The organism is Tateyamaria sp. Alg231-49 (assembly GCF_900143535.1).
Classification (GTDB): Bacteria; Pseudomonadota; Alphaproteobacteria; order Rhodobacterales; family Rhodobacteraceae; genus Tateyamaria.
Genome location: NZ_FRFA01000003.1, coordinates 165542 through 180529 on the forward strand (window position 1 = coordinate 165542; position 14988 = coordinate 180529).

General features: G+C 59.9%; 11 protein-coding genes. 4 read left to right on the forward strand and 7 right to left on the reverse strand.

Translation table 11 applies throughout. The features are described 5' to 3' along the window. Positions 1-150: 150 nt before the first annotated feature. Genes DHN60_RS06735 through xylB form a run of 3 tightly spaced genes read right to left on the reverse strand, consistent with a single transcriptional unit; the run spans position 151 to position 4188 of the window. Positions 151-1455: a cytochrome-c peroxidase gene (locus DHN60_RS06735; RefSeq protein ID WP_108836516.1), complete on the reverse strand. Its 1305-nt coding sequence runs from the start codon at positions 1453-1455 to the stop codon at positions 151-153. Continuing rightward, on the reverse strand, positions 1436-2743 hold the full coding sequence (gene xylA, locus DHN60_RS06740) for a xylose isomerase (protein ID WP_108836517.1): 1308 nt from the start codon (positions 2741-2743) through the stop codon (positions 1436-1438). The genes DHN60_RS06735 and xylA overlap by 20 nt, the downstream gene beginning before the upstream one ends. Further along, a complete protein-coding gene (gene xylB, locus DHN60_RS06745) occupies positions 2740-4188 on the reverse strand; it encodes a xylulokinase (RefSeq protein ID WP_108836518.1) in 1449 nt (482 codons plus the stop codon). Before xylB ends, xylA begins: the two co-directional genes overlap by 4 nt. Before the next feature lie 200 nt (positions 4189-4388). Here xylB and rpe point away from each other — a divergent pair, with 200 nt between their 5' ends. Next, positions 4389-5078, forward strand: coding sequence for a ribulose-phosphate 3-epimerase (gene rpe, locus DHN60_RS06750; RefSeq protein WP_108836519.1), 690 nt, complete (start codon positions 4389-4391; stop codon positions 5076-5078). A 2-nt stretch (positions 5079-5080) separates the two neighbouring features. Here rpe and DHN60_RS06755 read toward each other — a convergent pair whose 3' ends face one another. From DHN60_RS06755 to DHN60_RS06770, 4 genes are all read right to left on the reverse strand, one after another. After that, entirely contained in the window at positions 5081-6151 is a 1071-nt protein-coding gene (locus DHN60_RS06755) for an acyl-CoA dehydrogenase family protein (protein ID WP_108836520.1), read from the reverse strand. After that, entirely contained in the window at positions 6148-7347 is a 1200-nt protein-coding gene (locus DHN60_RS06760) for an acyl-CoA dehydrogenase family protein (RefSeq protein WP_108836521.1), read from the reverse strand. Before DHN60_RS06760 ends, DHN60_RS06755 begins: the two co-directional genes overlap by 4 nt. A 3-nt stretch (positions 7348-7350) precedes the next feature. Further along, complete coding sequence (locus tag DHN60_RS06765; protein WP_108836733.1) at positions 7351-9447, reverse strand: 3-hydroxyacyl-CoA dehydrogenase NAD-binding domain-containing protein; 2097 nt, start codon at positions 9445-9447, stop codon at positions 7351-7353. Between the two features lie 188 nt (positions 9448-9635). Further along, a complete protein-coding gene (locus DHN60_RS06770) occupies positions 9636-10133 on the reverse strand; it encodes a class I SAM-dependent methyltransferase (RefSeq protein WP_108836522.1) in 498 nt (165 codons plus the stop codon). Positions 10134-10277: 144 nt separating this feature from the next. Here DHN60_RS06770 and DHN60_RS06775 point away from each other — a divergent pair, with 144 nt between their 5' ends. Genes DHN60_RS06775 through DHN60_RS06785 form a run of 3 tightly spaced genes read left to right on the forward strand, consistent with a single transcriptional unit; the run spans position 10278 to position 14987 of the window. Further along, positions 10278-12047 (forward strand): ABC transporter ATP-binding protein, encoded by a 1770-nt coding sequence (locus DHN60_RS06775; protein WP_108836523.1) that lies wholly within the window; start codon positions 10278-10280, stop codon positions 12045-12047. Next, positions 12040-13962, forward strand: coding sequence for an ABC transporter substrate-binding protein (locus DHN60_RS06780; RefSeq protein WP_108836524.1), 1923 nt, complete (start codon positions 12040-12042; stop codon positions 13960-13962). The genes DHN60_RS06775 and DHN60_RS06780 overlap by 8 nt, the downstream gene beginning before the upstream one ends. Beyond that, the gene (locus DHN60_RS06785) at positions 13959-14987 is read left to right on the forward strand and encodes an ABC transporter permease (protein WP_108836525.1); all 1029 of its coding nucleotides are present in this window, start codon (positions 13959-13961) and stop codon (positions 14985-14987) included. Before DHN60_RS06780 ends, DHN60_RS06785 begins: the two co-directional genes overlap by 4 nt. The last annotated feature ends 1 nt before the right edge of the window (position 14988 follow it).

Sequence of the window (14988 nt, forward strand, 5' to 3'; positions counted from 1 at the left end):
TCATACACCGATTGCTAAATATGAACGCGGCGTACGGCGCCTTTGCATGATCCTGCGGACGCCTTGAGGCGATATCATCTTTTGGGGGCTTTGCCCCGTCCTTCGGACTCCCCAGGGTTTTTTTCAATCAGAGAAGAAAGCCGCGATTGTCTAACGATCTATCGGTAGCCCGCTAGGCACCGTGTCTGGAACGCCGAGTGCACCACGCACGCTTTGCGGATCGGTAAGCGCATTGAGGAAAGCGATGATGTCCATCACTTCGCCGTCGCTGAGCGACTGAGGCGCCAGCACATTGGCAGAGGCGATTGCGGCCAGTTCTGCGGGATCGGTCAAAACACGCAGATCATCGGCTTTTAATCCCGGCAGGATCGCCTCGTTGATATCGTAGGATCTGAGGCTCGCCACCGGATCAAGATGATGGCGCACCACCCCTTCAAGCGTGGCATAGGCCCCCGTGTGTCCGTACGGTGCCGTTTGCTCCACGTTGCGCAATGGCGGCGTGCGAAATGCATAGGCATCCGCCGGATCACCTGTCACCCGCATCCGGCCGGTGTCCCGCGCATGGCTTTCAAACCGTGCGGCCTTGCCCGGCCCGATCTGCGGCATCGCGATAGCGTGAAAATCGTGATCCGTCTGGAACCTGCCGGAATGGCAGGCCGCGCAGTCGGCCTTGCCATAAAACAGGTCCATCCCGCGCATCGCGGCGGGCTCCATTTCAGTGCCATTGCGCAGGTAGAGGTCAAAAGGGCTGGCCACGCCGCGCCATTCGAAATCGAGGAATGCCGCAAGCGCATCGGAGATGTCGGTGAAGGCAATTGCCTCTGTCCCGATCACCGCGTCAAAGCGCGTGCGGTACTCCGGGATCACCTCGACCCGTTTGGACAGGATATCCCATGCGCCGCCTTCACCCGTGAGCAACCCCTGCCGCACGGCCTGAGCGACATCGTTTTCCGCGTAATGCCCGGCCATTTCGTCCGGAGACAGGACCGGAAACATGGATTGCGCAGACAAAGCAGAGGCAAAGCCTGCCTCCATTTCTGAGCCAAGCGGTGTGCGGATGCCGGAAGGGCGGTTGGCGTCTTCTTCCAACCGTCCGTCGTGGAAAAAGACGGTGAATTCCGCAGCGCCAAGGTTGAACAAGGGTGGTGCGTTCCGTGGAATGCGTTGTTCGGGCAGGTTGTCCGCATCCACAGTGCGGTCTGGGCCAAGCCCGCTGCCGCCATCGCCCAAGCCCAAGGACACCCCATCGCCTGTGGCGTGCTTGGGGTGGTGGCAGGTGGCGCAGCTGACCGTTTTTGATCCCGACAGAATGGGATCGTAAAACAGCAGTTGTCCCAACTCGATCTGCGCACTGGGATGGTCAGGAAAGACAGGCTCTTCATAAGGCAAATCAGCCGCCCAAAGCGGGCCGGTGATCAGGCCGAACGCGACTGCCTTAAACGAAACGCGAGACATAGTTCTCCAATATCTCCTGCCGTCCAGAGCGTGGCTGCGGCTCAATCCCGCCGCCCAGCACCCGTTCGGAGATCGAGGCAAGATCGCTTTTCAGCATCGCTTGCGCCTCGGCTCCGTCCCAGCCTGCGTAACGTTCAGAAAGTGCATCCTCTAGCCCACCATCTTCGATCATTGCAGCCGCAGCTTTGAGGCCGCGCGCGCAGATGTCCATGCCGCCCACGTGGGCTGCTATCAAATCCTCGGCATCCAAAGACTGGCGGCGCAGTTTGGCGTCAAAGTTTGTGCCCCCAAGGCCCAGACCGCCTGCTTTCAGGATATGGTAGTAGCACAAGGCCACCTCCGGCACATTGTTGGGGAACTGATCTGTATCCCAACCAGACTGGTAGTCGTTGCGGTTCATATCGATAGAGCCGAGCATACCTTCGGACGTGGCGACAGCGATTTCATGTTCAAAGCTGTGACCAGCAAGGATCGCGTGGCCCTGTTCGAGGTTCAGCTTCACCTCGTTTTCCAACCCGTACTTGCGCAGGAAACCGATGCAAGTGGCCGCATCGTAGTCATACTGGTGCTTGGACGGTTCCTGCGGCTTGGGCTCGACCAGGATCTGTCCCTTGAACCCAATCTTGTGCTTGTACTCGACCACCATGTTCAGGAACGCGCCCATATGGTCCAGCTCGCGGCCCATGTCGGTGTTCAGCAGGGTTTCGTACCCTTCGCGCCCACCCCAGAGGACGTAGTTTTCGCCGCCTAACTTTTGCGTGGCGTCCATGCAGGATTTGACCGTCGCGGCGGCATAGGCAAACACATCCGGGTCCGGGTTGGTCGAGGCGCCGGACATCCAGCGTCGGTGGCTGAACATGTTGGCGGTGCCCCAGAGGCAGCCCACTTTGGCCCCTTCCATCTTTTCCGCAAAGTAGTCGGTGATTTCGTTCAACCGATCGATGGACTCTGACAGGTTCGCGCCTTCGGGACGCACATCCGCGTCGTGCCAGCAGAAATAAGGGGCCCCGAGGCGTTCGAACATCTCAAAGGCCACGTCCGCCTTCATCTTTGCGCGGCCCATGTCGTCTTGGGGGTGCCAGGGGCGAATGAACGTCTGGTCGCCAAACGGGTCGCCCCCTTCCCACGCGAAGGAATGCCAATAGGCAACGGCAAAACGCAGATGATCTTCCATCCGTTTGCCCATCACCATCTCATCAGGGTTGTAGTGGCGAAACGCCATTGGGTTGGTGCTGTCTGGCCCTTCAAATGTGGCGGGGGCAACGGCGTCAAAAAATCCTGAGGTCATGGCATGGCTTTCAAAGTTGGATAGGCAGCAGCGAAGGCGCGGTATGCGTCATCATAGGCCGCAATGAGGTCAAGGTTTGGGGAAACAACATCCGCGATGGGCGGTTTTGTCATGATCTGGTCCGGGTCGGCGCCGGTGATCCCGCACATGGCGAGGCGCGCCGCGCCCAAGGCGGCGCCAAATGCGCCCTCTTGGGGCCGCTCAAGCGGGATGTTCAGGGTTGTGGCCAGCATGCTGCACCACAAGTCTGACCGGCTGCCGCCCCCGATGGCGAGCGCAGACGGAAGATTGGCCCCGGTGGCTTTGAGCGCTTCAAAACTGTCGCGCAAGGCAAAGGTCACACCTGCCATAACCGCTTGGGTAAGGTCGGCAGGGCCAGTGGCCACGTCCAGTCCAGTCAGCCCGCCACGCACATGGGCGTCATTGTGCGGCGTGCGTTCGCCGGACAGGTAGGGATAGAATTTGACCGCGCCTGGGGCGAGCAGAACGTCGCCCGCACCCTCTGACAGGGCCTGCGCCGATTGTCCTGTGACGCGAGACAGCCAGTTGAGGCTGTCCGTGGCTGCCAGCACAACGCCGATCTGGTACCAGCGCGCAGGAACGGCATGGCAAAACGTGTGTACGGCGCTGGCAGGCAAAGGGGCATAAGTATCGCGCCCGGCCAGAACGACACCCGATGTTCCAAGAGAGACAAAGCCCTGCCCTTCGCCCAACGCGCCAACGCCACAGGCCGCAACTGCATTGTCGGCCCCGCCTGCGATCACTTTACAAGTCTTGGGCAGGCCAAGGTCCGCGCGTGCAGATTGCACCTCTCCGACCACGTCGCTGCCTTCTAACAGATCCGGCATCTGATCGCGGCGCATCCCGCCTAGGGCAATCATGTCCTCCGACCAACCGCGCGCCCCAACATCCAGCCATGCTGTGCCTGCCGCGTCAGACATCTCGGTGACATAGCGCCCGGTCAACCACCACACCACGTAATCCTTGGGCAGCATGACGCGGGCGACTTTGGCAAAAACATCTGGTTCGTGCGCCGCAACCCACGCCAATTTGGGCGCAGTAAAACCGGGAAAGACAATGTTGCCACTGATGGTCCGCGCCTGCGGATTGGAATCGATATCTGCGGCCTGCTCAAAACTGCGGGTGTCGTTCCACAGGATACAGGGGCGCAACACATCGCCCGCAGTATCCACCAGAACCGCACCATGCATGTGCCCGGACAAGGCCAGACCCTGCACTGCGCCAAAGGCATCAGGATGTGCGGATTTCAGTTCTGAAAGCGCCGCGCTGACGCCAGCCGTCCAATCTGCGGGGTCCTGCTCGCTCCAGCCTTGAGCGGGGTTGGAGACGTCATAAGACGCATCAGCACTGCCAATCGCACGGCCCTCGCCATCCACCAGCAACGCCTTGACACCCGAGGTGCCCAGATCAAGCCCCAGAAACATGAAATTCCTCCCTGAGCACACACAGTCGTTCTCATTAATTCAAATGTCAAATTAAATGTGCAACTCAGGAAAGCGCCCATCTTTGATGCCCATGGCACCTGTCCGAATTCTCTGATTTGAAAAAATCCTCCCCGAAGGGCCCCTTTCCACACAAGCATCGGGCAGATATAGCGCGCCCAAGTTATCACGGAGCCTGCCCCATGACCTTTGATCGCACCATCAAGATCGCCCCCTCAATCCTCGCCGCCGATTTCGCCAACTTCGGGGCCGAATGCGCCGCCGTTGAAGCACAGGGCGCTGACTGGATCCATGTTGATGTGATGGACGGGCATTTCGTGCCCAACATTACCTTTGGGCCCGCGACCTGCGCCGCCATCCGCCCCCACATCAAGGGTGTGATGGACGTGCATCTGATGATCGCACCAGTTGATCCCTACATCGACGCCTTTGCACAGGCGGGAGCCGACGTTCTGACGGCACACGTCGAGGCTGGTCCGCACATCCATCGCACGCTTCAGGCGATCCGAGCCGCAGGCATGAAGGCGGGTGTCGCGCTCAACCCTGGCACACCGGCAGAGGCTGTCTCGGAACTGATGGACATGGTTGATCTGATCTGCGTGATGACGGTCAACCCCGGTTTTGGCGGGCAGAAATTCATCGACATGAGCACCAAGATCACCGCTTTGCGGCGTATGATCGGCGACCGGCCTGTCCATATCGAAATTGATGGCGGCGTTGATCCGAACACGGCCCCGATTGTCGCAAAAGCGGGCGCAGATGTTCTGGTTGCAGGCTCGGCCGTGTTCCGCGGCGGGTCTGTCAGCGACCCTGCACCTTACGGAGACAACATCCGCGCCATTCGTGCCGCAGCCGAAGGCGTCTGGGCCTGAGATCAGGCCGCAGAGAGGGCGATAAACCGCTCCAGATGATAGTCCGTGTCGCCAAACCGGTGGTCAGCCATGATGATCCGCTTGGCGATATGCGCGAGTTCATATTCTTGCGTCATCGCGATACCGCCATGCATTTGGATCGCTTCTTCGGCGACGAGCCGACCTGCACGGCCAATCAGGTTTTTTGTCGCTGACAGGTGCAAGTCTCGATCAGATGCGTCGAGGTTCCCGGCAGCATTGATCACCGCACTGCGTACCTGTTCCAGTTCGATCAGCACATCGGACATGCGATGCGCAAGCGCTTGGAACGTCCCAATGGGCCGCCCGAACTGCTTGCGTGTCATCAGGTAATCCTTGGTCAGCGCCGTGGCACTTTCCATCGCCCCCAGCGCCTCTGCACTGATGGCCACAAGGGCAAGCGCATTGATCCGCTCGTATTCTGCCAGACCCAGGCCAAGTGGAATTCCAGGCGCCTTGTCCAGGGTCACCTCCGCCGCGCGTCCGCCCGCCAACAAGGGATAGCCCTGAATATCAACACCGGGCGCATCGCGGGCCACGAGGTAGAACGCGATACCATCCCCATTGCGCGCTGAGACAATGAGGTGGTTCGCGCTTTCCGCGTTCATCACAACGGCCTTGCGCCCTGTAAGCGCATCGCCATCCGCCTGCGTCAGCACATAGTCCAGATCATAGCGCCCGCCGGGTTCGCCATGCGCCACGGCCAGTTGCAGGGTGCCCGCAATAACGTCTTCGACCATGTCTGCCTTGCCAGCCGCGGCCAGCAGGCGCCCACCCATCAATGCGCTGTCGAGCACAGGTTCCACTACGCCCGCGCGCCCCAGTTCCTTAAACACCACCGCGATATCGAAACCATCGCCGCCATATCCGCCCTGATCTTCGGTAAAGAGTGCGCCTAGCACGCCAAGCTCGGCCAGTTCCGCCCAGATGTCAGCCGACATACCCATTTCGGAATTCAAAATGTCGTTGCGCACTGACGTGGTGTATTTGTCCCGGAGATACCGGCGCAGAGTATCCTGCAGCATTTTCCGTTCTTCGGTGAGGACAAAATTCATGCGCCACCTCCCAGTGTAACCTTAGCGATAATACCACGCTGAATTTCGTTGGACCCGCCAAAGATCGAAAGTTTGCGATTGTTGAAATACTGCGCCGCCACCGGGCCAGCGCCCAATGGGTCGGGGATCAGATCATTGGCACCTTCCACCGCTTCTGAGGCGAATGGCATGGCGTATGGGCCCACTGCGCGGCGCGCCAAGTCATTGATTTCCTGACGGATCACCGATCCTTTGACTTTTAGCATGGATGCTTCCAGCCCCGGTGCGCCTCCGGCTGCGGCCTGCGATACGATGCGTAGGTTCGATGTTGCCATAGCCCGCATATCGATTTCCACCTGTGCGACACGCGCGGCAAAATGCGGGTTCTGCATCAGTGGCTTGCCGTTGTGAGTTTCTGCCCGTGCAACCCGTTTGACTGCCGCAAGCGCGGCCTGACTGGCACCGATCCCGCCAAGGCCGGTGCGTTCGTGGGTCAGCAGATACTTCGCGTAGGTCCAGCCCTTGTTCTCTTCGCCGACGAGGTTTTCTGCCGGCACGCGCACATCCGTGAACCAGACCTCGTTCACCTCGGGGCTACCATCCAGCAGGATGATCGGGCGCACTTCAACGCCGGGCGTGTTCATGTCGATCAACAGAAAAGATATCCCTTCCTGTTGCTTTACCTCCGGGTCCGTCCGCACGAGGCAGAAGATCATGTTGGCGTGTTGGCCAAGCGTCGTCCACGTCTTTTGCCCGTTGACAATATAGTGGTCCCCGTCCCGCACAGCGCGGGTTTTCAGAGAGGCCAAATCAGACCCGGCACCCGGTTCGGAATAGCCCTGACACCACCAGTCCGACCCATCCAGAATGCGCGGCAGCCAATGGTCCTGCTGCGCCTTGGAGCCGAATTTTTGCAATACAGGTCCCAGCATCGACAGACCAAAGGGCACAATGCGTGGCGCCCCGGCCGCGGCAGCCTCCACGTCGTAGATGTGGCGCTGCACAGCACTCCATTCAGCGCCGCCAAAGGCGCGTGGCCAATTCTGGGCCAGCCACCCGCGGGCGTTCAGAATCGCATGCCAGCGCTCCATGTCCGCCTTTTCCAACTCGCGCCCCTGACGCACTTTCTCTGCGATTTCCGCCGGCAGTTCGTCGCGCAAAAAGCGACGCAACTCATCCTGAAAAGCCAATTCTTCGGGGGAATAACTCAGGTCCATCTCTTAACCCTCCTCCTTGTTCAGGTCGTCAAATGTCCGGCCCTCGGCCACCAGCTTCTCTAAAAGTGGCGCGGGCGCCCAAAAATACGGATCAGCCTCTGCGTAGCCTTTGATATCGCTCAGCAAACCGTCAAGCCCGACGATGTCTGCCCATTTCAACGGCCCGCCGCGATAGCGCGGAAAACCATAGCCAAACAGCAGTGTCATATCCACGTCCAGCGGGCGCCGCGCGATCCCCTCGCCCACAACCTTGGCCGCCTCATTGACCATCGAGGCCATGTAACGGCGCACGATCTCTTCGTCATCAAAGTCGCGCGGTGTGATCCCTTGCGCGGCCCTCTCCGCCTCAATCAAAGGCATCACATCCGGGTTCGGCACGCGGGCTTTGGGACCGGCGGCATAGTCGTAATAGCCTTTGCCGGTCTTTTGTCCGAAATGCCCGTCTTCACACAACTTGTCCGCATAAGCGGCGTCGCGTGCACGTGGATCGATCCCCTCGGCCCGTTTGCGCTTGCGCACAGCCCAGCCGATATCAAGCCCGGCAAGGTCGGCCACGGCAAACGGCCCCATGGCAAATCCAAACGCCTCAAGAGCTGCGTCAATCTGATAGGGTGAGGCGCCGTCCAAAATCATGTGGTCGGCGCAGGTGCGATAGGTCGACAGGATGCGGTTCCCGATGAACCCGTCACACACACCCGCACGCACCGATGTCTTGCCCAGCGCCTTGCCCAAGGCAAAGCCTGTTGCCGCAACGTCTGGCGCCGTCGCATCGGCCACCACCACTTCGAGCAGCTTCATGACATGCGCCGGAGAAAAGAAGTGCAGTCCCAGCACATCGCCGGGCCGCGACGTCGTCGCCGCAATCTCGTTGATATCAAGGTATGAGGTGTTGGAGGCCAGCACCGCGCCCGGTTTGCAGACCCGGTCCAGTTCGGCAAAAACCACCTTTTTCACGGCCATGTCTTCGAACACAGCTTCGATCACCAGATCAGCCTCGGCCAGAGCGTCGTAATCCGTTACCACCTGCAAGGCGTCGCCAAGGATCTTGCTATGCTGGTCGGGGCTGATCTTGCCGCGCCTCAACGCCCCCGACAGGTTGCTTTCAATACGACCACGCGCAGCTTCTCCAGCCTCAGGCGACATCTCGAGCAGATGCACATTCAGCCCGGATAGAAGGGCAGCCGTGGCAATGCCCGCCCCCATTGTGCCGCCTCCGATCACACCGATCCGGCTCACCTCACGGGGCGCAACCCCCTTCAGTTCTGGCAAATTGCCCACCGCACGTTCCGAGAAAAAAGCGTGAATCATGCCTTTGCGCTGATCGGTCTGCATGAGGTCAAAGAAAATTTTGCGCTCGGCTTTCATCCCGGCATCGAAATCGCCGGCATAGGCGGCCTCAATCGCTCTGACACACCACGCGGGCGAAATCTGGCCCTTGGAGCGGGCAAGTGTGGCACCAAACGTTGCATCCCAGTCGATGGGCGCGGGCAAAGGCAGTTCGCTCACCGCGCGCCGCGTTGCCCCGGCGTCCAACAATTCCCGTGCGTAGGCCAACCCGTTTTCCGCCGGATCGCCATCCTTGATGACATCGATGATGCCCAGATCATGGGCCTGCGCTGCCCCGATCTGGCGGCCGGTCGTCATCACATCCAGCGCCGCATCCACCCCGGCAAGACGGGGCAGACGTTGCGTGCCTCCAGCACCCGGAATCAAACCCAAATGCACTTCGGGCAGACCCACCCGGGCCGACGGCACCGCAATGCGGTAGTGACAGCCCAAAGCGACCTCAAGCCCGCCACCAAGGGACACACCATGCATAGACGCCACAACAATCAGGGGCGATGCCTCTATCCGGCGGATCAGGTCGGGCAGGTGCGGGTCCAGCGGAGGCTTGCCAAACTCCTTAATGTCGGCACCTGCGAAAAACGCGCGCCCCTCGCCCACGATCAGGACTGCGCGCACGCCGGTGTCGGCTTCGGCCTTGTTGATGCCATCCCACAGACCCTGACGTACGGCCTGGCTCAGCGCATTTACGGGTGGGTTCTTTACGGTAAGCACAGCGATATCGCCGTGCCGTGCATAGGCAATCTTGTCGCTCATGAATTTCTCCCTTGGCCCATAGCCTAGGCGCGTCACGCAAAAGGGCAAGCGTTTCTCAAAAGGCCGCCGCGTCATCATACAGCGCGCAAGTCCAGCCCTTCTCTGATTTCAAAAAATCCCGGGGAGTCGCGCCAGCGACGGGGCAGAGCCCCTAAAACATGTCGTCGCGCATCAGCGCGTCCACCGGATCACGCCACGCGCTTGTAGATAAAACACCGCCCCAAAACAGCGCCTTCAGGCAATGGCTGTTCCACCAGCCCTTCAAAATACATCAGATCCGACGCCACCATCAGCCCGCCGACCGCCAAGAGCGGTTCAACCAAAGGCGACACGTTGCGCGCAAAGATATCGTTCTTGACCCGATCATGGCCACCAAGATCCGCGTGGATCAGCGCAGCCGACGGCCCAAAGCGCTCCAATGCCTGAGGCAAAGTGTCATATACATCGCCAAGCAGGACCTGACCCTCGGGCGGTGTGCTGTCAGGGTGGGACGCAATTGCGCGTTCGAAGACGAAAATATCGCGGGTCGGTATGATATGGCACATGTGGTGATAGGTGCGCCCATTGCCCAAGCCCAACTCAAACACAGGGCCCGGCACATCCGCAATTGCGGCGGCGGCATAATCCAGACAGGCACGTTGGGAAACCATACGGTCGACAAACAGATCAAGACGGCTTTGGCTCATGCGCGCATTCCTTTGGCTTTTCCTCTAGATGCGCCAGAACGACAAAAATGTGTAGCAACAATTCCGGCATAACCAGTGTATGGACCTGAGTGTCGGAATCGGGTTGACTGACTTCTGGCACGCACGCGCAACAAAGGACGCCCTATGGCCCCCCTGCTGGACGTAAAAAACCTCTCTATCGGCTTTGGCGAAGCACCGCCTGTCGTGGCAGGTGTAAATTTTTCCGTTCATGCGGGTGAAACGCTGGCCCTTGTCGGGGAAAGTGGTTCAGGCAAAACGCTCACTTGCCGTTCAGTCCTGCGCATCCTGCCGGGCGCTGCGCAACTGCGCAGCGGGTCTATTGAATTTGGGACCGGCGCGTCGCGCGCTGACCTGCTCGGCCTCAGCAATTCAGAGATCAGAGCCGTTCGTGGCGATGCCATTTCGATGATTTTTCAAGAGCCCATGCGCTCTCTTTCCCCGCTCCACCGCATCGGCAATCAGGTAAGCGAGGTGCTGACACTGCACCGTGACATGAGCCTTTCAGAGGCCAAGCGCGATGTGCTGGCCACCTTTGAGAGGGTCGGGTTTGCCGATGCCGAACGCGCCTACCGCGCCTATCCGTTCGAGATGTCCGGTGGCATGCGCCAACGCGCGATGATCGCTATGGCGATGGTGGCCAAACCGGAATTACTGATCGCCGACGAACCGACCACTGCGTTGGATGTGACCACGCAGGCGCAGGTTCTTGGCCTGATGAAAAACCTGCAACGCGACACTGGCATGGCAATGATCCTTGTCACCCACGATCTGGGAGTCGTCGCCAATATGGCCGACAGCGTCGTGGTGATGAACAAAGGCCACATAATGGAAAGCGGCCCGGCTGCGGCTGTCCTTGGCGCACCGGGTCACGGTTATACCAAGAAACTGTTCGCCGCCGCGCCGATGATCCCGGAGGTTGCCGAGCCTTCGCCGCCGGTGGTCGAGGATGATCTGATCCTCGAACTTAAATCCGTCTCCAAAACCTACTCCGTCCGCGCAGGCGGATGGCGCGAACGCAAGCTGGTGCATGCGTGCAGCGACGTCTCTCTCAAACTGCCGCGCGGCAAAACACTGGCTGTGGTGGGCGAAAGCGGGTCGGGCAAGACCACCTGCGCCCGGATCGCACTCGGGGCCGAAGTGCCGGATGAAGGGTCGCAGGTTCTGTTTCGCCCCGAAGCAGGTGCCGAGCCAATTAACATCGGCGCACTGACCCGCGCACAAAAGGTCGCCTTCCAGCGCCAGGCGCAAATGGTGTTTCAGGACCCCTACTCGTCTCTGTCCCCCCGTATGCGGGTGCAAGAGGCGCTGACCGAGCCGATGGAAATCCACAAGATCGGGTCCAAGCAGGAGCGGCGTGACAAGGCCGCCGAAATGCTGCGCTGGGTGGGTCTCAATCCCGATATGCTCAAACGCTATCCGCATGCTTTTTCAGGCGGACAACGCCAGCGACTGTCCATTGCACGCGCGCTCACGCTTGATCCGGTTCTGCTGGTCTGTGACGAACCGACCTCGGCGCTCGATGTGTCCGTTCAGGAACAGATACTTACGCTGCTAGAACGCATACAGGATGGTATGGGCCTGAGTTATCTGTTCATCAGTCACGATCTGGCCGTTGTCGCGCGCATCGCGGACGAAGTCGCAGTGATGCGTCAGGGCGTTGTGGTCGAACAGGCCCCGCCGGACACGCTGTTTTACAACCCACGCCACCCCTACACCAAGGCACTGATCGCGGCGCAGCCCGAACCAGACCTGAACCGTCCCATCGACCTTGAAGAAGTGGCGCGTGGGGCGGGGTCACCTGACGGGTGGTCTGAAGAATTTCGTTTTGAGGGGATCGATGCCCCTGACCTCATTCAAGTCCAACCCGGACACAAGGTACGTTGCCATGTTTAACCGTTTTGCCGCCCTCATCCTTGCCGCTTGCGTCGCCCTGCCCGCCACGGCGCAAACCCTCATCAAGGAAAGCGCATTCTGGGAAAGCGAAGTCGCCAAAGGCCAGATGGACCCCGCTGCACAGCGCATTCCTGAAACCCCGCTGATCGTCGATCTCGAGGCCAAGGGGCGTACTTTTGGGACTCAGGGCGGCACATTGCGCACCATGGTCACGCGGTCCAAGGACGTCCGCCAGATGGTTGTCTACGGGTACGCTCGTCTTGTCGGCTACGACGAAAAGTACCGCCTCAAACCTGATATTCTGCGCGACTACGAGGTCGAAGACCGGCGCATCTTTACCCTTCACCTGCGCCCCGGCCACCGCTGGTCAGATGGGGCGCTCTTCACCTCTGCCGACTTTGAATACTGGTGGGAACACGTCGCCCAAAACCCCGAACTCAGCCCCAATGGCCCGCCCGAGGTCATGCGTGTGGGCGAAGAATTTGGGACCATGTCCTTTCCCGACCCTTACACGGTTGTCGTCAGTTTCCCGCGCCCCAATCCAAACTTCCTGCAAATGCTGGCGCAGGCCGCACCGCCTTTCATCTTTCGCCCGTCCCATTACCTCAAACAGTTCCATGTGAACTTCAACACCGTCGAAGAGATGGAGGCGATGATCGACGCCAAGCGCGTGCGCAGCTGGGCGCCGCTGCACAATAAAATGGACAACATGTACCAGTTTGACAACGCCGCCCTGCCCACGTTGCAGCCGTGGGTGGTAGCAAGCGGAACTTCGTCGCGCCAATTGTTCATCCGCAATCCATACTTTCACCGCGTAGACGCGCGCGGCACGCAACTGCCCTACATTGACGTGGTAGAAATGGGCATCGTCGGCTCAGGCCTCGTGGCCGCAAAATCCAACGCCGGCGAATCCGATCTGCAAGCACGCGGCCTTGATTTCCGCGACGTATCGATCCTCAAAAAAGGCGAACAGGATGGCGCGCCCTACCGCACGTTCCTGTGGTCCAACGGTGCAGCCAGCCAGATCGCGATCTATCCCAATCTCAACTTTACCGATCCGGTTTGGAGCGAGGTGATCCGCGATGCACGCTTCCGTCGCGCCCTGTCCTTGGGCATTGATCGACGCATGATCAACCGCGCGCTTTACTTTGGGCTAGGGAAAGAGGGCGGCATGACCGCACTGGCCGCCAGCCCGTTCTTTGAGCCTGACAACCTCACCAAATGGGCCATCTATAACCCCGAACTTGCCAACAACATGCTCGATGAAATGGGGCTGACCGAACGCACGGCGTCCGGTATCCGCCTGCTGCCAGATGGGCGGCCGATGGAGTTCGTGATCGAGACTGCGGGCGAGCGCCAAGAAGTCGAAAATGCGCTGGCCATCATCACCGACACATGGCGCGATCTGGGTATCAAGCTGATCATGCGCCCGCTGGATCGTGACATCCTGCGCAACCGGGTCTTTTCCGGGGTGACCATGGCCGCGGTTTGGTTCGGATGGGACAATGGTATCCCCCAACCCTTCACGCCACCAAGCTACTTGGCGCCCACCGATCAGGTGTTCTTTGCATGGCCCAAATGGGGGCAGCATTACCAAACGCACGGCGCGGCAGGCGAACCAATCGACTTGCCAGCGGCCCAACGCCTGATGGATCTCAGCAAGGCATGGCAGGGCACGAGCATCGAAGAGGAACGCACCAAAATCTGGCGCGAAATGTTGGATATTCACGCCGACCAGCAGTTTGGCATCGGCATCCTGTCCGAGGCCCCGCAACCGGTCGTCGTATCTGACCGGCTGCGCAATGTGCCCGAGAAGGGCAAATGGGCATGGGACCCCGGCGCCCATTTCGGTGTGCACCGGGTCGACGAATTCTACTTTTCGGATGATGAACAAATCGCGCAGGTCAGCAAATGATGTTTGTACGCTACGCGGCGTGGCGACTGGTCACGATGTTGCTGACGCTGGCCGTTGTGTCGGTGCTGGTGTTCATCATCATCAACCTGCCCCCCGGTGACTACCTGTCCAACCAGATCGCCGAACTGCGCGCCACGGGGCAGGCCGAAGGGGTGGCAAAAGCCGAGTTTCTGCGCACCGAATACGCGCTCGACCGACCATTGTGGGAACAATATCTGATCTGGGTTGGCGTCTGGGACGGCCCCAATGGGTTTTCTGGCCTGTTGCAGGGTGATTTCGGCTGGTCCTTTGAATTTGACGCGCCGGTTGCGGACATCGTGGGTGACGCGCTTTGGCTGACGGTTTTGGTGAACCTTGCGGCGGTTCTGTTTGTCTACCTCGTCGCCCTGCCCCTTGGTGTTCTGGCGGCGGCCCGTTCGGCCACTTGGGTCGATTACACCACTGCCTTTGTCGGTTATCTGGGCCTTGCGACACCGAACTTTCTACTGGCGCTGATGCTGTTCTATTACGGACACAAATACCTTGGACTGCCCATTGGCGGGTTGATGAGCCCGGAGTTCGAAGGCGAACCGATGTCGCTGGCCAAGGTACAGTCCATCCTTGTACACCTGATCGTTCCGACCTTTGTGATCGGCACCTCTGGCGCGGCTGGGATGATGCAACGCCTGCGCGCAAATATGCTGGACGAGCTGAGCAAACCTTACGTTGAAACCGCGCAAGCCAAGGGGCTTGGCCCCACCAAGTTGTTGACGAAGTACCCGCTGCGCATGGCCTTCAACCCCTTCGTGGCCGATATCGGTAACCTGCTGCCCGCCATGGTGTCTGGTTCGGTTCTGGTGTCGGTGGTGTTGGGCCTGCAAACCATCGGGCCTGCGCTGCTGACCGCGCTCAAATCGCAGGATCAGTTCCTTGCCGCGTTCGTTTTGATGTTTGTCGCCCTGCTGACCCTGATCGGCACCATGATTTCCGACCTCTTGCTGGTGCTGCTTGATCCACGCATCCGCTACGGCGCCCGAGAAGGATAAC